The 17,279-nt window shown below is 71.7% G+C and carries 19 protein-coding genes; 8 read left to right on the forward strand and 11 right to left on the reverse strand.

Translation table 11 applies throughout. From position 1 onward, the window contains the following. Positions 1-64: 64 nt before the first annotated feature. The 9 genes from DEJ46_RS19135 to DEJ46_RS19170 all read right to left on the reverse strand — a co-directional run bounded on the left by DEJ46_RS19135 (position 65) and on the right by DEJ46_RS19170 (position 9,511). A complete protein-coding gene (locus DEJ46_RS19135; RefSeq protein ID WP_150268049.1) occupies positions 65-2,254 on the reverse strand; it encodes an ArnT family glycosyltransferase in 2,190 nt (729 codons plus the stop codon). Beyond that, positions 2,251-3,540, reverse strand: a complete 1,290-nt coding sequence (locus tag DEJ46_RS19140; protein ID WP_223834787.1) for a bifunctional glycosyltransferase family 2/GtrA family protein — start codon at positions 3,538-3,540, stop codon at positions 2,251-2,253. Before DEJ46_RS19140 ends, DEJ46_RS19135 begins: the two co-directional genes overlap by 4 nt. A 26-nt stretch (positions 3,541-3,566) precedes the next feature. Continuing rightward, the gene (locus DEJ46_RS19145) at positions 3,567-5,096 is read right to left on the reverse strand and encodes a sensor histidine kinase (RefSeq protein ID WP_150268053.1); all 1,530 of its coding nucleotides are present in this window, start codon (positions 5,094-5,096) and stop codon (positions 3,567-3,569) included. A gap of 5 nt (positions 5,097-5,101) precedes the next feature. Further along, a complete protein-coding gene (locus DEJ46_RS19150; RefSeq protein ID WP_150268055.1) occupies positions 5,102-5,845 on the reverse strand; it encodes a response regulator transcription factor in 744 nt (247 codons plus the stop codon). Positions 5,846-5,944: 99 nt separating this feature from the next. Beyond that, positions 5,945-6,832: an amidohydrolase family protein gene (locus tag DEJ46_RS19155; protein WP_223834789.1), complete on the reverse strand. Its 888-nt coding sequence runs from the start codon at positions 6,830-6,832 to the stop codon at positions 5,945-5,947. Beyond that, positions 6,819-7,154: an antibiotic biosynthesis monooxygenase family protein gene (locus DEJ46_RS39970; protein ID WP_223834791.1), complete on the reverse strand. Its 336-nt coding sequence runs from the start codon at positions 7,152-7,154 to the stop codon at positions 6,819-6,821. The genes DEJ46_RS19155 and DEJ46_RS39970 overlap by 14 nt, the downstream gene beginning before the upstream one ends. Positions 7,155-7,228: 74 nt before the next feature. Then, positions 7,229-8,098 (reverse strand): DUF2797 domain-containing protein, encoded by an 870-nt coding sequence (locus tag DEJ46_RS19160; protein WP_150268059.1) that lies wholly within the window; start codon positions 8,096-8,098, stop codon positions 7,229-7,231. Positions 8,099-8,180: 82 nt separating this feature from the next. Further along, positions 8,181-9,017 (reverse strand): BRO family protein, encoded by an 837-nt coding sequence (locus DEJ46_RS19165; protein WP_150268061.1) that lies wholly within the window; start codon positions 9,015-9,017, stop codon positions 8,181-8,183. A 128-nt stretch (positions 9,018-9,145) separates the two neighbouring features. Continuing rightward, positions 9,146-9,511, reverse strand: a complete 366-nt coding sequence (locus tag DEJ46_RS19170; protein WP_056653911.1) for a PH domain-containing protein — start codon at positions 9,509-9,511, stop codon at positions 9,146-9,148. A 114-nt stretch (positions 9,512-9,625) separates the two neighbouring features. Here DEJ46_RS19170 and DEJ46_RS19175 point away from each other — a divergent pair, with 114 nt between their 5' ends. After that, positions 9,626-10,519 carry a hypothetical protein gene (locus DEJ46_RS19175; protein ID WP_150268063.1) on the forward strand — a complete coding sequence of 298 codons (894 nt, stop codon included), beginning with the start codon at positions 9,626-9,628 and terminating at the stop codon, positions 10,517-10,519. 256 nt (positions 10,520-10,775) lie between these two features. Here the strand turns inward: DEJ46_RS19175 and DEJ46_RS19180 are convergent, their stop codons facing one another. After that, a complete protein-coding gene (locus DEJ46_RS19180; RefSeq protein ID WP_150268065.1) occupies positions 10,776-11,600 on the reverse strand; it encodes a protein phosphatase 2C domain-containing protein in 825 nt (274 codons plus the stop codon). Next, on the reverse strand, positions 11,587-12,393 hold the full coding sequence (locus DEJ46_RS19185) for a sigma-70 family RNA polymerase sigma factor (protein ID WP_150268067.1): 807 nt from the start codon (positions 12,391-12,393) through the stop codon (positions 11,587-11,589). The genes DEJ46_RS19180 and DEJ46_RS19185 overlap by 14 nt, the downstream gene beginning before the upstream one ends. Before the next feature lie 676 nt (positions 12,394-13,069). Between DEJ46_RS19185 and DEJ46_RS19190 the strand changes: the two genes are divergently transcribed. The 7 genes from DEJ46_RS19190 to DEJ46_RS39975 all read left to right on the forward strand — a co-directional run bounded on the left by DEJ46_RS19190 (position 13,070) and on the right by DEJ46_RS39975 (position 17,279). Next, a complete protein-coding gene (locus tag DEJ46_RS19190; protein WP_150268068.1) occupies positions 13,070-13,330 on the forward strand; it encodes a DUF6284 family protein in 261 nt (86 codons plus the stop codon). After that, positions 13,327-13,665 carry a hypothetical protein gene (locus tag DEJ46_RS19195; RefSeq protein ID WP_150268071.1) on the forward strand — a complete coding sequence of 113 codons (339 nt, stop codon included), beginning with the start codon at positions 13,327-13,329 and terminating at the stop codon, positions 13,663-13,665. Before DEJ46_RS19190 ends, DEJ46_RS19195 begins: the two co-directional genes overlap by 4 nt. 53 nt (positions 13,666-13,718) lie before the next feature. Continuing rightward, positions 13,719-14,669, forward strand: coding sequence for a DUF2637 domain-containing protein (locus tag DEJ46_RS19200; RefSeq protein WP_189508825.1), 951 nt, complete (start codon positions 13,719-13,721; stop codon positions 14,667-14,669). Further along, positions 14,666-14,905 (forward strand): hypothetical protein, encoded by a 240-nt coding sequence (locus tag DEJ46_RS19205; protein ID WP_150268075.1) that lies wholly within the window; start codon positions 14,666-14,668, stop codon positions 14,903-14,905. The genes DEJ46_RS19200 and DEJ46_RS19205 overlap by 4 nt, the downstream gene beginning before the upstream one ends. Then, positions 14,905-15,243 carry an RRQRL motif-containing zinc-binding protein gene (locus DEJ46_RS19210; protein ID WP_150268077.1) on the forward strand — a complete coding sequence of 113 codons (339 nt, stop codon included), beginning with the start codon at positions 14,905-14,907 and terminating at the stop codon, positions 15,241-15,243. The genes DEJ46_RS19205 and DEJ46_RS19210 overlap by 1 nt, the downstream gene beginning before the upstream one ends. Positions 15,244-15,257: 14 nt before the next feature. Next, positions 15,258-15,473 carry a hypothetical protein gene (locus tag DEJ46_RS19215; RefSeq protein WP_150268079.1) on the forward strand — a complete coding sequence of 72 codons (216 nt, stop codon included), beginning with the start codon at positions 15,258-15,260 and terminating at the stop codon, positions 15,471-15,473. A 78-nt stretch (positions 15,474-15,551) separates the two neighbouring features. Continuing rightward, positions 15,552-17,279: a hypothetical protein gene (locus DEJ46_RS39975; RefSeq protein WP_223834794.1), complete on the forward strand. Its 1,728-nt coding sequence runs from the start codon at positions 15,552-15,554 to the stop codon at positions 17,277-17,279.

The following is a 17,279-nucleotide window of genomic DNA, read 5'->3' on the forward strand; positions in this document are numbered from 1 at the left end:
CTTGTACGGTGTACGGGACTTGGTCTCGTACACCGTACAAGGATCCTCGTACGCTGTATAGCGATTACTTCGACTTGGTCAGGTCGTAGAAGGTGGCGCTGCCGATCGTGACCTTCTCGAAGGTCTCCGAGACCCACGTGGAGATCTCCGAGTTGCCGCCGGGACCACCGCCCATGCGACCGCCGCCGCCTCCGCCATCGCCTCCGCCATTGCCTTCACCGCTGTTCTCGCCGCTGTTCTCGCCGCTGCCGATGAAGTAGTGGATCTTCCCTTCGGCGACGTACTGCTTGAACTGCGCGAGCGTCGGGGACGGGTCGCTGCCGTTGAAGCCGCCGATCGCCATGACCGGCTTCTCGGTGGCGAGCTGGTAGCTGGCCGCGTTCTGAGCGCCGACGGTGGCGGCGACCCAGGTGTAGGAGCCGGCGTCCGCGAGGAGCGCGGCCTTCGCCTCGGTGCCGACGTTCGCACCGTTGAGGAGACCGCCCATGCCGCCGCCGCCCATGCCGCCACGCTCGCCGTCGAGGCGTCCGCCGCCGGGCATCTGGCCTGCGCCGGGCATCTGACCGCCGGGCATCTGGCCTGCGCCGGGCATCTGACCGCCGGCGGCCTGGCCCTGGCCGGGAGGTGGCATCATCTGACCGCCCTGACCGCCCGGGGGCTGCATCTGGCCCTGGCCGCCCTGAGGCATCGCCCCCGTCTCGAACATCCGGCCGCCGCCGGGGCCACCCGGGCCACCGCCCCGACCACCCATCGCGCCGCCCGACGGGCCCGCCGTGACGATCGAGCCCTGGTGCCCGGAACCCAGCGTCTCCAGGGTGTACGCGAACGGTCCCGCGAGTCCCGCCGCCAGGCCGAGGCCCGCCACCGCGAGCCCGAGCCGCCGGTCGATCCGCCCCGCGAACAGCAGCCCGAGCACGGCCACCGCACCCGCCACCAGGACCGCCCAGCGCAGCCACGGCAGCCAGTCCGGCGTGCGGCCCAGCAGCGTCCAGCCCCACCAGGCCGTCACCGCCACCGTCACCGCGAGGGCCGCCGAGGCGAGCCACCGCGTGCGCTCCTCCCAGAGCACCGCCGCGCCCATGCCGACGAGCGCCGCGAGGTACGGGGCCAGGGCCACCGTGTAGTACTCGTGGAAGATGCCCGCCATGAAGCTGAAGACGGCGAGCGTGATCAGCAGCGAACCGCCCCACACCAGGAACGCCGAGCGGGCCGTGTCCGTCCGGGGCGCCCGCCAGGTGACGACGAGCCCCGCGACGAGCAGGATCAGCGCGGCCGGGAGCAGCCAGGAGATCTGACCGCCGACCGCGTCGTTGAACATCCGGCCGATCCCGGTCTCGCCCCAGCCGCCGCCCTGGCCGCCGCGACCGCCGCCTCCGCCGACGCTGCCGGTCTCGTTGCCGTTGATCCGGCCGAGGCCGTTGTAGCCGAAGGTCAGCTCCAGGAAGCTGTTGGTCTGCGAGCCTCCGACGTACGGGCGGGAGGCCGCCGGCCACAGCTCGACCAGGGCCACCCACCAGCCCGCCGAGACGATCATCGCGAGCCCGCCGAGGGCGAGCCGGCCGAGCCGCTTCCCGAACCCGCCGGGCGCGCAGGCCAGGTACACGAGCGCGAGCGGCGGCAGGATCAGAAAGGCCTGGAGGGTCTTCGCGAGGAACGCGAAGCCGAGGGCGACCCCCGCCCACACCAGCCACTTCGCCGCGCCCTTGTCCTGCTCCAGGGCGCGCAGCACGCAGTACACCGCGACCGTCATGAGCAGCGCGAGCAGCGCGTCCGGGTTGTTGAAGCGGAACATCAGCGCGGCGACGGGCGTCAGCGCGAGGACCGCGCCCGCGATCAGGCCGGCGCCCGCGCCGAACCGGCGCCGGACGGCCGCGTAGAGCACGGCGACCGTGGCCACGCCCATCAGCACCTCGGGCACGAGGATCTGCCAGGAGCCGAGCCCGAAGAGGCGGACGGAGAGCGCCATCGGCCAGAGGGCGGCCGGGGGCTTGTCGACGGTGATGGCGTTGGCCGCGTCGAGGGAGCCGAAGAAGAAGGCCTTCCAGCTCTCGCCGCCCGCCTGGACGGCGGCGGAGTAGAAGGAGTTGGCGTAGCCGGAGGCGCTCAGGTTCCAGAGGTAGAGCGCGGTGGTCAGGGCGAGCAGGCCGAGGAAGGCGGGCCGGACCCAGGGGGCGTCCTCGGGACGCCCGCGCCGGAGCCGGGTGAGCCGGCCGGTGCGGGGTGCCGCGTGGACGGCGGTGGACAGGGTGGTCATCGTTCGTTCCTTGCTGCCGAGGCCGAGGCGCGGTCCGGGAAGACCCAGAGCCGGAAGAGGAGGAAGCGCAGGACGGTCGCGGCGAGGTTGGCGACGATCAGGACGGCGAGCTCCGTGGAGTGCGCCGGATCGCCGGTCGCCGCGCTCAGGGCGGCGAGCGAACCGCTCGTCAGGGCGAGGCCGATGGCGAAGACGACGAGCCCCTGCGCCTGGTGGCGGACGGCCCGCTCCCGGCCCCGTACGCCGAAGGTGAGGCGCCGGTTGGCCGCCGTGTTGGCGACGGCCGAGACGAGCAGGGCGCCGGCGTTGGCGACCTGCGGACCGACGCCGAGCCGGAAGGCCGAGTACAGGGCGAGGTAGAAGAGCGTGGACAGGACGCCGACCACGCAGAAGCCCACCAGCTGGCGCGCGAGCCCGCCGGGCACCCCGCTCAGCTCGCGGTCCCGGGGGTCGTCGCCGAAGGGGCGGGCGAGGCGATCGAGCGGCAGTGAACCGGTCGCGAGCGCCCGCCCGACCCGCAGGACGCCCTTGAGGTCGTCGGTCGCCGTCTTCACGATGTGCACGGTCGAGTCGGGGTCGTCGACCCAGTCGACCGGCACCTCGTGGATGCGGAGCCCGGCCCGCTCGGCGAGGACCAGCATCTCGGTGTCGAAGAACCAGCCGGTGTCCTCGACCATCGGGAGCAGCCGCTCGGCGACGTCCCGCCGTATCGCCTTGAACCCGCACTGGGCGTCGGAGAAGCGGGCGGCGAGCGAGCCGCGCAGGATCAGGTTGTACGCCCGCGAGATGAACTCCCGCTTCGGCCCGCGCACCACCCGCGAGGAGCGGGCGAGACGGGAGCCGATGGCCAGGTCCGAGTGGCCCGAGATGAGCGGCGCGACGAGCGGGAGCAGCGCGTTCAGGTCGGTCGACAGGTCGACGTCCATGTAGGCGAGGACCGGTGCCTCCGAGCCCGACCAGACCGTGCGCAGCGCCCGGCCGCGGCCCTTCTGCTCCAGCCGTACGGAGCGCACCTCGGGCACCTCGGCGGCGAGGGCCGCGGCGACGGCGGGCGTCGTGTCGGTGGAGGCGTTGTCGGCGACGGTGATGCGGAAGCCGTACGGGAAGGTCCGGACGAGGTGTTCGTGGAGCCGGCGGACGCACGGCTCCAGGTCTTTCTCCTCGTTGTAGACGGGAATCACCACGTCCAGGACGGGCCTTCCGGCGACGCTCACCGGCAGGTGCTCCCGGGCGGGAAGAGCGCCGGGAGTCCGGGACGTGGGGCCCGCGATCGTTGGGGTTCGCATACCGACGACACTCGCCGGGGCCGCTGTCACGGCTGTGTGACGAGCCTGTGCCCTGCCTGTGAGCCGGCCGCGTGCGGCAGCCGGACGGTGAAGACGGTCCGGCCCGAGGCGCTCTCGACGGTCACGTCGCCCTCGTGCGCGAGCACGACCGCCCGGACGATGGCGAGCCCGAGGCCGGTGGATCCCGCGTTCCGGGAGCGCGAGGCGTCACCGCGCGCGAACCGCTCGAAGACGGCTGGCAGGAGCGCGGGCGGGATGCCGGGCCCGTCGTCCTCGACGTCGACGGCCACCGCGCCGGGCTCCGTCCGCACCCGGGCGATGATCTTGGTTCCCGGCGGGGTGTGGGTGCGGGCGTTGGCGAGCAGGTTGACGAGCACCTGCTGGAACCGGGCGCCGTCGGCCCGTACGGTCACGGCCTCGCCGTCCGCGGGCAGTTCGAGGCGCCAGTGGTGCTCGGGACCTGCGGCGCGGGCATCGCTCACGGCGTCCACGACGAGGGGGACGACGTCGGTGCTCTCGTACGAGAGCGGGCGTCCGGCGTCGAGCCGCGCGAGCAGCAGGAGGTCCTCCACCAGGCCCGTCATCCGGGTCGCCTCGGACTCGATCCGGCCGAGCGCGTGCCGGGTGTCGGGCCCGCACTCCTCCCGGCCGCGCCGGGTCAGCTCCGCGTAGCCCCGGATCGAGGCGAGCGGGGTGCGCAGCTCGTGGCTGGCGTCGGCGACGAACTGCCGGACGCGGGTCTCGCTCTGCTGGCGGGCGTCGAGGGCCGAGTGGACGTGGTCGAGCATCCTGTTGATGGCCGCGCCGACCTGGCCGACCTCGGTCCGTGGATCGGCCTCCGCCTCCGGGACCCGCTGATGGAGCGCCACCTCGCCGCTGTGCAGCGGGAGCCGGGCGACCTGCCCGGCGGTGGCGGCGACCCGCCGCAGCGGCCGCAGCGCCACCCGGACCAGTACGGTCCCGGCGATCGAGGCCGCGACGAGCCCTGCGCCGGTGACGCACAGCTCGACGAGGACGAGCGTGGAGAGGGCTTCCTCGACCTCGGTGAGCGGGAGCCCTATGAGGAACGTGCCGCGGCTGCCCTCCGCGTATGCGACCCGGTAGGAGCCGAGGCCGGGCAGGTCGACGGTATGAGGCCGCGTATCGCGGGGGACGGCGGCGAGGGCGGCCCGCTGGGCCGCGTCGAGGTCCCGTGGCTCCGGCCCGTCGAACCCGCCGTCCTCGGTCTTCTCCTCCACCGAGTACCCGGCCGAGGCGATCTCCCCGCCCACCAGTTCGACGCCGAGCGTGCCGACCGGGTTGCCGCCGCCCACGACGAACGCGAGCTTGTCCTTCCCCGGGCCGAGGTCGGGCGGCTTGGGGAACAGGCCGGCCGGCGGCCCGGCGGCCCGGATCGACACGTCCCGCACCTGTTCGTCCGCCTGGTCGTACAGGTACGAGCGGAAGGCGATGGTCGTCACCGTCCCGATCACCGCCGCGACGACCGCGATCAGCGCGACCGCCGAGACGACCAGCCGGGTACGCAGCGACCACGGCCGCCGGCCTCGTCCGCGCACGGGGGCTACTCCCCCGGCTTGATGAGGTACCCGGCCCCGCGCCGGGTGTGGATCATCGGGGCGCGGCCCGCGTCGATCTTCCGGCGCAGGTAGGAGATGTAGAGCTCGACGACGTTGGCCTGGCCGCCGAAGTCGTACGACCAGACGCGGTCGAGGATCTGCGCCTTGCTGAGCACCCGGCGGGGGTTGCGCATGAGGTAGCGCAGCAGCTCGAACTCGGTCGCGGTGAGGTGGATCGAGTCCCCGCCCCGGGTGACCTCGTGGCTGTCCTCGTCGAGGGTCAGGTCCCCGACGACGAGCAGCGACTCGCTGCGCGCCTGTGCCGCGCCGGACCGGCGGATGAGGCCGCGCAGCCGGGCGACGACCTCCTCCAGGCTGAAGGGCTTGGTGACGTAGTCGTCGCCGCCGGCGGTGAGTCCGGCGATCCGGTCCTCGACGGCGTCCTTCGCGGTCAGGAAGAGGACCGGGACATCCGGCAGCTCGCGCCGGATCGAGCCCAGCAGGCTGAGCCCGTCTGCGTCGGGGAGCATCACGTCGAGGATCACGGCGTCGGGCCGGAACTCGCGTACGGAGCGCAGGGCGGCGGCGCCGTCGCCGGCGCTCCGCACCTGCCATCCCTCGTAGCGGAGGGCCATCGAGAGGAGCTCGGCGAGCGAGGCCTCGTCGTCGACGACGAGGACACGGACGGCAGTGCCGTCGGCACGGAGCATGTCGGCGCGGGTGCCGGGGCGGCGTGTGGTGACGGTCATGCGCCCACGCTCGCCGCCGCCGCTGAGATCCCTCTTTCCCTTTCCTGTGAATTCCCTGAGAAAGACCCGCGAAGGGCCCTCGAAGGACCTCGAAGGACCTCAGGGGGAAGGGGCCGGTTTCACGTGAAACAGCGCGGCCCCGTTCTCGTACAGGACCCGCCGCAGCCAGTCGTCCCCGAGCCCGAGGCGTTCGAGGGCGTGGAGCTGGTGGGCGTACGGGTAGGGGATGTTCGGGAAGTCGGAACCGAGGAGGATCCGGTCCCCGAGGTCGGCGAGCCGCCCGAACTCCGCCGCCGGGAAGGGCGCGAGCCGCTCGCTGAAGTCGGTGAAGGCCATGGTGGTGTCGAGGCGCACGCCCTCGTACCGCTCGGCCAGGGTCAGGAAGTCGCCGTACTCGGGCATCCCCATGTGCGCGACGATCACCCGCAGTCGGGGGTGGCGCGCGAACAGCTGGCCCATGGGCCCGGGCCCGGTGAACTTCCCGGGGGTGGGCCCGGATCCGCAGTGGACGACGGCGGGGGTACCGCTGTCGGCGAGGGTTCCCCACACGGAGTCGAGCATCGGGTCCGTCGGGTCGAAACCGCCGACCTGGAGGTGGACCTTGAAGACCCGGGCTCCGGCGTCGAGCGCCTCGCGGACGTACAGGTCGGCGCCCGGCTCGGGAAAGAAGGTCGCGGTGTGGAGGCAGTCGGGGGTGCGGGCGGCGAAGTCGGCGGCCCACGCGTTCAGCCAGGCGGCCATGCCGGGCTTGTGCGGGTAGAGCATCGCGGTGAAGGCGACGGCTCCGAACCCGCGGAGGATCGCGAGCCGGCGGTGCTCCTCCTCGCGGTAGGTGATGGGCCACTCCAGGCCCGTCAGGGGGCCTGCCGAGTCGAAGTAGGCCCACACCTTGTCGAGGACGTTCTGCGGCATGAAGTGCGTGTGCACATCGACGAGCCCGGGGATCCCGAGCCGCTCGATCAGCGCCGGGATGTCACTCTCGCTCAAAGCTGTAGCTCCGCTCGACCTTGCCGATGTGGATGCTGTAGCTGTCGTACCACTGCTCCCGCCCGCGCGCCTTGGCGTCCTGGTGCTCGGAGTTGAGGCGCCAGGCGTCGATGGCCTCCAGGTCACGGAAGTAGGCGACGGTGATGCCGATGCCGCCGGGGTTGCGGGCGGACTCGGCGCCGAGGTACCCGGGGATCTCCTTGACGAGCTCCTCCATGCGGTCCGAGGTCTCGGCGTAGCCCTCCAGGCCCTCGGGACGGAGGGAAGTGAACACGACGTTGTAATAGGGCGGTTCCAGGCCCGCCACCAGCTTCGGAGTCATGTGATCACCCTCGCCGGGGCGGGGCCGGGATGTCCACGGTCGCCGGCCAAAGGGATCCAGAACTTTACGAAGGGTCAGAAGAGCTCCCCCTGGGCGCTCTCCGGCTCCGCCGCGGTCGCCGGTGTCACGGGCACCGAGAATTCCGCGCCCTCCCCCGCGCCCTGGAGCGCCCAGCCACCCATGAGCCGGGTGTCGAGGGCGACGCAGCGGCCGTCGGGGGCGAGCAGGTGCAGATCGGGCCCGGCGGCGGCGAGCAGCCGCCCGGTGACGACACCGCCGTCGACGAGCTCGGTGACCGTGGCGCCGAGCGGCGGCAGCCCGTCCAGGTGGAAGGCCCGCGCATGGTCGCGGGGAACGAAGTCCAGCGGCTCCAGGGTCTCCGTCCACCCCCCGACCGCCCGCGCGCGCCGGTGCAGCTCCCCGACCTCCCGGGCGCGCTCCTCGACGGCCGGCAGGACGTGCCGTACGGCCCGCTTCCGCTCGTACGCGATCCGGTCGGGCACACCGAGCGCCTGCCGCAGCACCTCCTCGGTCCGGCGCGCGGCCATGAGGGGCCCCCGCCCGAGCCAGCTGAAGGCGACGGCCCCCTGTTCCAGGAGCCGGGCCTCACCACGGGCCTCGGCGGTGATCCCGACCTTGGTCATGCCGGGCCCGAACCAGGCCAGGTAGATGCGGTACGGCTGCGGATCGTCGAGGAGGGTGTCCGCCGCGACCGAGTGCGCCCGGTCGAGCCGCGCGCACTCGGCGCACCGCCCCCCGGTGGCCCGCCCGGACACGACGGCCTCCAGGGGGCAGGGATTGCTCCGGGCCCCGGGGCAGCGCCGCACGCCGACGGCCCGGAAGCCGAGCTCCTGCCCGTACGCGAGGGTGCTCACCCGACCACCGCGCCACCGCAGCCCCGGTACACCACCGGCCCAGCCGAGCCCCCGACACCACCACTCCACCGGCCCACGCCTCCCTACCCCGCTGTGGTGACCAGTCTCCGCCACCCGGTACCGGGGGTACGCACACCCGTCACACGCCCGCTCACGGCAGGACGTAGATCCGAGCACCGTCGGGATCCGGAGACCCCACCTCGCGCATGCAGCCGCGTTCCAGGAGGATCCGGACGCAGTCGCTGACGCGCTCGCCGGACAGACCCGTGCGGAGGGTGACGTCCTGGGGCCGGTAGCGGACCCCGCCCCGCACGAGTGCGGGAGCGAGGCAGCTGGCGACGGTGCGGGTGTCGCCGGTGATGGCCCAGGACTCGACGAGCTGCCGCGGGGTGAGCGCGGCGACGGCGGCCCCGGTGCGCTGCCGGGGCACTGCGAGACGCGCGAGGGAGTCGGCGGCCCTCGCGAGGTTCTCGCGTGTCTCACGGAGCAGCTCCGCGCGGTCGGCGTGCTCCTCGTAGGCGGCGTACACGGCGGCCTGCTCGTCGAACTCGCCCTCCAGCCGTACGAGCGCGTCGAGGAGCTCCGGCGGCAGGAGGAACCCGGCGTGCACCGGAGAGGGTTCGAGCCCGTAGCCGCCGTCCCGCTGGACCGCCGCCACGACCTCCGCGACCCACGCCCGGAACGGCGCGGCCTCCGGCCTCCGGCACGCGGCCACGAGCTGGACGAGTCCGGGGACGTTCACCATGCGCGCCGAAGCCCGGACGCCGCTGAGGGCGAGTATCGCGGTGCTCCCGGCGAGTTCCCCCGCCCGCGCCAGGCACCACTCGGGCAGCACCACGGTCCGCAGCGCCTCTCGTGTCCCGGGGTACCCGAGCCGCTTCGCCACGTCCACGACCGGGAACCAGTGCGTCCCGTCCGGCGCGGTCAGCCGCCTCGGACGGGTCCCGATGGCGACGTACACCATGTCATCGATGTCGATCGCGTCCATCGATCATCACCTCCGCCTCGCAAGCTAGGCCGAGGGCATATTCAACTGACATGCAAATCAGACAGGTTCACCCAAAAAGGGGAAGACCCCCGGAAACCCGGGAGCCTTCCCCTGTGTCCTGGACGTCCCTACTTGGCGACGAACTGCGTGAGGATCGCCTGGACTTCGTAGATGTCGACGCCCTTGGTGAAGGTCTTCTGGACGGGCACGGCGTTGCCCGAGATCCAGATCTTCAGCTCGGCGTCGAGGTCGAAGGTGCCGGCCGTCTCGACGGCGAAGTGCGTGATGCTGCGGTACGGGATCGAGTGGTACTCGACCTTCTTGCCGGTGATGCCCTGCTTGTCGACGAGCACGAGACGCCGGTCGGTGAAGAAGATCGTGTCGCGGATCAGCAGGTACGCGGCGTGCACCTGCTCCCCCTGGCCGAGCAGCCGCGCGTAGTCCTGCTGCGCCTGCGCCGGGTCGATCGCGTGCGCGTTCCCGAAGAGTGCCATGTTCCAACCCCCACCGATGAAGAGAAAGGACGATCATCAGACCTCGGCACGCCTCGGCGCAAGGGACCCACAGGTGAACGAAACCCCTGCGTCACACCTACGGAGGGAAGAGACATGACGACGCCGGTTGCCGGACCAGGGCTCGACCAGCAGTCCGGCCCCGCCCGGGAGCGGAAGCGCGGCTCCGGGCCACGGGCCCTGCTGTTGGCGGCGACCGCGCTGGCGGCAGGCGCCGCGGGAGTGGCCGGCACCGTGCTCCACGAGCGGATCACCGCTCCGGACACGTCCGCGGTCGACGCCCAGGCGGCCGAGGTCGCCGAGGCCCTGCGCGGAGAACTGACCACGGGCTTCTACTCGGGGCGCGGCTCCTACGGCGGGCAGTTCACCGAGGGCACGCTCGTCGCCCAGGTCCAGGCACACGGCGGAGTACTGCTGAGCGCCGACTCCGACCGGACCCGGACCCCCGACAAGACCCATACGGCGGAGGTGATGCTCGGCCTGGTGCCACCGAGCGAGGGGACGGTCCCCGCGGCCGCCTATCCGGTCCGCTGCTACCGCTACACGTTCGGCATCGGCACATACAGCGTGAAACAGTCCGCCATGACGTGCCCGTCCTCCCGGACCGACGGCCTGCCCGGCAGCCTCGCGGCCCAGATGGGCATGCTGCTCACCCAGCAGCCCACCGGCACGCGCCCCTACCGACCGAGGTCGACCGAGGGATACGCCCACACCCCGAAAGGCGCCGTGGACTTCCTGAAGGAGGAGCGCGTGATCGCCACCGGGGACGCGGTGAGCGCACTCTCCGGCCGGACCGCCGACGACGGCGCGTACGTCCTCTCCCTGCGCATCAACAACGTCTGCCACTACCTGCGCATGGACGCGTCGCCCACGGCGACCGACCTGATACCCCTGTGGTCCGCCCCGGCCGACGAACAAGCGGCCTGCGACATCCAGCAGGCCATGACCGCCACCACCCTCCACGGCGTCGACCCGGCCAAACAGGGCTGACCCCCAACGGGCCGCACCCCGCGGCCGTACCCCCACGCACAACGCAAGAGGCCCGGACTCTCGTCCGGGCCTCTTGTCTGTGTGCACTCGGCAGGATTCGAACCTGCAACCTTCTGATCCGTAGGCGCGTGCTGCCCCGCAAAGCAGGCCGGGAAAGCGGCGGAACGCGAGGGCTACGACACCAAGCCGAAACCGCCGGGTCCATCGATGTCCGCCGACGTACGTGGCTGTTGATGTCAGCCGCTGATGTCACTCGCTACGGGCGGACGTAGACCACCGTGGCGTCGTCGTGCGGCTTGCTGCGCGGCCAGCGGGCCATGGAGGCGTCCCCCCGCTCCGCGTCACGCACCCGCTCGATCAGCCGCTCCGGCCCCTGCTCTTCAAGGATATCGAGGCACCCCGACCAGTCCGCCAGGGCGAAGGTGGTCGTGAGTCGCGCCGCGCCATCCGTCAGTAGGGCGGCCCGAGTCACATCCCCTCTGGGGTAAGTGCCGTGCAGAGCCGCGCCGGCGGCTTGCGGGGCCGCCGCCGCCACCCAATAGCCACCCGGTCGATTCCGAAGTGCGCGCTCGGCCCGCACAAGGCGCGCGTGGAGCTGGCGCCGCTGCTCGGACCCCGGCGCCGCGGCTTTCATGGCAGCCCGCTCCTCCCCCGCCACCAACGCCAGCCGGTCGTCTGAGATCGCTTCCACCGAACCCCCGTGCTCGACGACGACGGTGCAGTCACCCAGCACCAGCCATTCCACGACGCCCTCACGTACCCGAAGCATCGCGAGCGTCGCCGAGGGAGAGAGAGGATCATCAACGGCACAGGTACCGCGATGCAGCTCTGCCGTGTCCCCGATCGCTGAGGCCAGGGCATCCGGGAGTGGCCCACTACCGCTCGCCGCCGAACGTAGCGCCGTTCCTAGGGTCGCGGCGAACCATGAGACGCCATGGACGCACGGGGCGTGCAGCTCATCGGGTATGCCTGCGCCGTCCAGAAGTACGGCCACGCCGTCGCCCCAGGTCGCGAAGTCTTCGTTTCCCCGACCCGGGCAACTGCTGCTGAACGCCTCGACACGCACGTCAAACAGCCTCATGAAGCAGTACGCCGCTCGCCGATCGACTCGCCTTCACCGACTTGTCTTCAGGGGAGTAGTCGCACGCCACGACCATGGAGAACGGTTCAGTGCCCGCCTGCTCATAGAGGGAGGCAAGGTTCTCGGTCAGATAGTGAGCCACGCCCAACGACCCAACGGCATGGACACCGGCGATCAGGATGAACGTCCCCTGCCCGTCCGGTCGGGGAAGCCTTCCTAGATAGGCAACGTCGGCCGGCACCGGTTTCTGCGGGTCGTCGCTCGGCGACATGTACGTCTTGCCGCTCTCCCGCTCGGCAAGTGCCCACCGCCCATCAGGCAGAGTCTCGAACGAAAGCCGAGGGTCCTGGCTGAGTGCGGCAGCAGCAGCCGCCGAGGACTTCGGCCCGCAGACGACGACGAGATCATCACGGTTCAGGTCGATCTCCCCTGAGACCGGGATGTACTGGAGCTCCCCTTCGAGCTGGAGGCTTTGGGCCAGAGCCAACATCTTCTGCCCTGTCGAGCTGTCTTCCACCGCCACGTACTCCCGCTCACCCGGTCGCGTCGGGACAGCCACCTGCACGTGCTGGGTTCCAAGGAACGCCCGCTCCGGCGGCGGGCCTGAGTCCCGAAGCTGAGAGACACGGGCTCGGCTCACCCCCATGAGCTTCGCGACGTCAGCCATGGAGTGACCGTTTTTCCTCAGCCACGCGATGCTCTCTTTGCGCATGCGTGAGGTCTCAATGACGGCGGATTGCAGCTCTGTCATGAGATCAGCAGCGGCTTTGACGCGCAGGGCGTGGTCCTGCATCGCCGAGACTCGTCGAACTTCCTCGATCAATGTCCGCCTCGCGTATCGGCTCAGGGGAGTACCTCTTCAGACCCATGTTAAGGGGGGGTTGACATCAACCGCCAGCCACCGCCATGCTCTGTGGCAACCCCCCCTTAACAGGAGGGGCTCCGGACGGCTCGGGTGGTAACCCCCCCTTGCCAGGTGCGTGACGCCCGGAGAGCTGGTGAAGCGGCTCGATGGAAGCGACCGCTCTTTGAGAACTGAACAGCGGACACACAGAACGACAGGCATCTGCGACAAGCCGCAGGCCCTGCCGCACGAGCAGCAAGCACCTTTTCCCAATCCGTCCTTGTGGGGCGGACAAGTGATCCGTACGTGCGGTGAGACAAGGGCAGAGATCGCGACCTACGCCACGCACCATGTCCGCCCCTGGAGGCCGACGTGAAGCGACGAAAACCTTGGGCGCCACTCCCGCTGGACCGGCGGGGTGGCTGCGCCCACCGCGTCATCTGACCAACCCCGCAGCCGCTCGGCGGCTGCGGCCGGTTGCCTCCTCCGCCCGTCCGGGCCCCGTTCGCGGGGTGCCGTACGGGCGGGGTTGAGGGGAGCCGGATGGTTCCCAACGGCGAGAGGCCCCGGAGCGGCTACTCCGGGACCTCGTTCGGGCCGTTCCTCTCTGGAAGGAGCACGACCCATGAAGTCCATCATCACACTCCCCGTGTCGAGTGCGGGGCTGTCGTTCGACGGCGAGCCGTCGGACGCGGAGCTGGACGCGATCGAGCTGGAGATGCCGCTGATCGTGGCGGAGGTTGACCTGCTCGACGTGGAGATCGCCCTGCTGGATCGGCCGGTGTCCGTGCTGGACGGCCGCCGGGTGCGTCGGGCCCGTAACCGGGTCCTGGCTGAGCGTCGGGACCTGACCAACCGCGTGGCCGGCCTGGGCGGTGCGGCGTGAACGCCCGGACGCTCGCGGACCTGTCCGTGCCGCTGACCGCGCTCCTCGTCCTGGAGGCGAAGTTCCAGCACCTCCCGGCGCCGTGCCTGGAGGTGTCGACGATCTTCCCGGACCGGCTGGAGCTGGCGTTCCACTGCGACGACTTCGCCGCGTTCGAGACCTGGCGCGAGGCCCTGAACATGACGCCGGCCGACGTCGAGCACCGTGTTCAGGGCGACGGCGCGACGGCCGTCCGGCGTGTTCACGGCACCTTCGCCGGGGCCCGTATCCGGCTCGTCGGCTTCGCGCCGATTCCCGAGCTGGAGCCGGTCGCGGCTGGGTTGGGGGCGTCGTGAACGGTCGTGTTCAGATCCGTTCAGCGGAGCGTGCGCTGAGCGTGGGCACATGGATGATCGTGTGCGGCGCGATGCTGTACTCGGTCCTCACCGTGACCCCGCTGATGCGTGCCCACACCCCGGACGGGTGGAAGTGGACAGCGCCGATCCTCCCCCTCGTCGTCGATGCCGCGGTGGTCATCGTCGTGCGTCTCGACTCCGTCCTGGCCCGCCTGGGCGGGGACGGGGGCCGGTGGCCGGTGATTCTGCGGTGGATGACCGGGGCCATGACCCTGGCCCTGAACATCGCCGACTCCGCGTTGAAGAAAGACCTGGTGGGGGCGGCGGTCCACTCGGTGGCGCCGCTGCTGCTGATCGTGACCGCTGAGACCGGCCTCGCCTACCGCCAGGCCATCACCACCGCTCTGAACGCCGCCGCCGAGCGGGAACGCGCCGAACGGCTGCAGCGCGAGCAGACGGCCCGGGAGCGTGCCGAGGCGGAGGAGCGCAAGGCGCGGGAGGCGCGGGAGTTCGAGGCTCGCATGGTGCGTGAACAGCGTGAGCATGAGGCCCAATTGGCTCGTGAGCAGGCTGAGCGGGAGGAGCGTTCCCGGCTGGCCGAGTCCGAGCGTCGTGAGGCGGCTGAGCGTGCGGAGCGTGAGGCTCGTGAACGCGGTGAGCGTGAGCGTGAACAGCAGCGGCTGGAGCGTGAACGCCGTGAACACGAGGCCGCCGAACGTGCCCGCCGGGAGCGTGCGGAACGCGAGGAGCGGGCCCGCCGTGAACAGCGTGAGCAGGCTGAACGGGCCGAGCGTGAACGCGCTGCCCTGCTGGCCACCGGGCCCGTGAACACCAAGCAGGACGAGGAGACGGCTCGCCGCACGGTGGCCGCCGCGTTCGCCGCCAATGTGCCGGTCAGGCAGGCGGCTGAGCTGTGCGGCTGGTCGGTCGGCTGGGTCTCCGCCCGCTACCAGGAACTCCGCGAGGACGACCCCGCCCGCTCCCTGGAAGGAGCCGCCCAGTGAAGCTCTCCCCGATCTCCAACCCGCCCGAGCCCACCAACCTGCTGATCCGCCTGCACAACCAGGTAGGAGCCGCCGTCGACGTCACCGGCACCACGGCATACCTGGGATCGCGCTGGCACTGCCACGGCTGCGGCGACCGCTCCGACATGCCCGCGCTGGACAGCCTCAGCTTCACCCGCCGCAAGGCGAACGAGCACGCCACAGACTGCCGCGCGTCCTACCACCGGCTCGGCTGATGGCCAGCCTGCCCACCTACCGGTGGCGACTGGCCCCCGACGGATACGCGACGTTCCGGCAGCTCCGCGCGCTCGGTCTGCGGCCCGGCGGTCAGGACGTCGCCGCCCAGCTCGAACGCCCCCGCCGCCGGCGCGGCGCTCTCGTCGCGTTCCTCTACCGGGTCGATCTGGCGTTGCCGGTCCGGCCGATGACCCCGGCGAAGCAGGCCGCGCTCGCCAAAGCGAACGCGGCCCGGCGGATGTGCCCCGAGTGCGGGCGGGATGCCGGGTATCGGATCCCGTCCTCGCTCGGCACGTGCGTCCCCTGCGCCGACAACCCGTCCCAGCTCGCTGCCTGACCTGGAGGAACCGCATGGAGAACAACGGCCGGCAGGGCTCGCACATGTACGTGCTGACCCTGCAGAACGACGGCGGGCACGTCTGCACGTTGTCAGGCACCTTCAGCCCGCTCGCCGGATGGAGCCGCCACGACTTCTACACGCAGCTCCGCACGGACGCCTCTCGCCGCTACCCGTCGATGGCCAGCGCCACCGTCCTGTACTTCTCGCTGGACAAGAACACCCTCTGACCTGCACATCTGACAGGGCCCGGCCCCCAGCCTCCACAGCTCGGCCGGGCCCCTGATCTCCCAAGGGAGGTTGCAAGGATGACGGACATCAGTACCGAGCCGGTAGTGGGCACCCACACCCCGCCGGTCCCACCCGCCCCCGCCCCGGTGGCGGTGGAGCAGCCGGTGCAGGAGACCCGCCCGGTTGCGCACACGCCGGGCGGCTGGCCGGTGGTCCCGCTGGCGACCACCGGCGCCAACAGCACCATCGGCGCGGTCGCCGCCACCGCGCTCGCCACCGGCCCCGCAGGCGCCGTGCTCGCGGTCGCCGGTGCGGCCCTCGTCGGCGGCGCCGTCCTGGCCCGCCGCGCGACCCGCAACCGCACGGCCAAGACGACCAGCCGCGCCGGGGCCAAGATCCCCACCCCGCGCCGCACCCCTCGCCCCACCACCACTACGGCCGCCAACTCTCCGGCGCCGTACCGTCGCTCCACCACCCCAAAGAGGGGCGGGACGACCCCGTCTCGGACCTCAAAGGGGCACACCGGCACCGCCGGAGGGGCGTCTTCGCCCGTCACGCCGAAGAGCTCCAAGAACCGGATGGGGCAGGTCAAGGCTCTGCGGCAGGCCGCCCGGACCGCACCGAAGAACGGGACGACGCGGGCGGAACGGCGGGCGGCGGATGTGCAGAACCGCCGCGCGATCGCTGACACTCGCCGAGGCACCGCCCCGGCGCGGCTGAGCAGCCCCAACCCGCCCCGCACACCCGGCACCGGCACCGGCACCGGCACCGGCCGGAAGAACAGCCCCAGCGGCCCTTCCAGCAGCGGCACCAGCGGTGGAATCAGCTGGAAGGGCAGCCCCGCCGGCCGGTCCGGCAGCGGTACCAGCGGTGGTTCCGGCCGTAAGGGTGGTGGTTCCAAGTCGTCCGGCAGCCGCGGTTCTTCGTGGCTGGGCGGGAAGGTCCGAGCGGGTCGGGACACGGCCGTCGAGCGGGTCCGTAAGGCGCGGGACCGCTCGGCCGCACAGGCTGTGGAGAACGGCCGCGAGCAGGTCCGTGCCGGTCTCAAGGCGAAGCAGGCTCGCGCGGCGAAGAAGGGGGTCCGTAAGGATGCCCGGCGGCAGCTGTGGCGGTCCGCGGCCCGTAAGCAGGGCCGCCGTCTCCTGGCCGCGGCCCTCGCCGCCCCGCTGGGGGTGGTGGGTCTGGTGTCGACGCCGCTCGGCCGCAAGCTCGGGATTACGTCGATCCAGCAGCCGGGGCGGCGCTTGTACCGGCGGATGCTGCGCACGGCCGACGAGCAGAAGGCCGCTCGCGACGCCGAGATCCGCGAGGGCCTCGCCGAGGCCGAGACGGCCATCGATGCCGAACTCTCCGACGAGCAGGAGGAGATCGGCGGCACCGTCCAGCGGCCCACCGCCCTCAACCGCCCCACCAACACCACCACCCCTACCGGGTCTTCTTCGTCGTTCCTGGAGGTCGACATGTCTGGCTTCAAGTTCGAAGTGGCCGCCGCCGAGATGGAGTCGGCGGCCCGCAGTTACGCCCCCGACACCGCGATGGAGATCCTCGCCATGGTCGAGGGCCTGCCCGCCGCGCTCGCGTCGGTCGCGAACACCTTCCGCATCCTCGCCGAGCGCTCCGACACAGAGTTCCCGCTGGAGAAGGACATTGCCGGGGGCTTCGACGAGATCTACGGCGCCCTGATGCGGTCCGTCGACGCCGCCGGGGACCTCGCGCCGCTGTTCCGTCACGTCCACGCGCAGGACATCGCCCGTCACGAGGACCCCCGCAACGGACACGAGGCCGAGAAGGGCTGGAACGTCTGA

The organism is Streptomyces venezuelae (assembly GCF_008642375.1).
In the GTDB taxonomy this organism is placed as follows: domain Bacteria; phylum Actinomycetota; class Actinomycetes; order Streptomycetales; family Streptomycetaceae; genus Streptomyces; species Streptomyces venezuelae_G.

Bases quoted from the DNA above. Each gene is read 5' to 3' on its own strand.
- DEJ46_RS19215 (WP_150268079.1), top strand. From the start codon at position 15,258: ATGGAGAACAACGGCCGGCAGGGCTCGCACATGTACGTGCTGACCCTG.
- DEJ46_RS19200 (WP_189508825.1), top strand. From the start codon at position 13,719: ATGATCGTGTGCGGCGCGATGCTGTACTCGGTCCTCACCGTGACCCCG.
- DEJ46_RS19135 (WP_150268049.1), bottom strand. From the start codon at position 2,254: ATGACCACCCTGTCCACCGCCGTCCACGCGGCACCCCGCACCGGCCGG.
- DEJ46_RS39975 (WP_223834794.1), top strand. From the start codon at position 15,552: ATGACGGACATCAGTACCGAGCCGGTAGTGGGCACCCACACCCCGCCG.
- DEJ46_RS19210 (WP_150268077.1), top strand. From the start codon at position 14,905: ATGGCCAGCCTGCCCACCTACCGGTGGCGACTGGCCCCCGACGGATAC.
- DEJ46_RS19190 (WP_150268068.1), top strand. From the start codon at position 13,070: ATGAAGTCCATCATCACACTCCCCGTGTCGAGTGCGGGGCTGTCGTTC.
- DEJ46_RS19170 (WP_056653911.1), bottom strand. From the start codon at position 9,511: ATGGCACTCTTCGGGAACGCGCACGCGATCGACCCGGCGCAGGCGCAG.
- DEJ46_RS39970 (WP_223834791.1), bottom strand. From the start codon at position 7,154: ATGACTCCGAAGCTGGTGGCGGGCCTGGAACCGCCCTATTACAACGTC.
- DEJ46_RS19175 (WP_150268063.1), top strand. From the start codon at position 9,626: ATGACGACGCCGGTTGCCGGACCAGGGCTCGACCAGCAGTCCGGCCCC.
- DEJ46_RS19185 (WP_150268067.1), bottom strand. From the start codon at position 12,393: ATGCAGGACCACGCCCTGCGCGTCAAAGCCGCTGCTGATCTCATGACA.
- DEJ46_RS19150 (WP_150268055.1), bottom strand. From the start codon at position 5,845: ATGACCGTCACCACACGCCGCCCCGGCACCCGCGCCGACATGCTCCGT.
- DEJ46_RS19140 (WP_223834787.1), bottom strand. From the start codon at position 3,540: ATGCGAACCCCAACGATCGCGGGCCCCACGTCCCGGACTCCCGGCGCT.
- DEJ46_RS19180 (WP_150268065.1), bottom strand. From the start codon at position 11,600: ATGAGGCTGTTTGACGTGCGTGTCGAGGCGTTCAGCAGCAGTTGCCCG.
- DEJ46_RS19165 (WP_150268061.1), bottom strand. From the start codon at position 9,017: ATGGACGCGATCGACATCGATGACATGGTGTACGTCGCCATCGGGACC.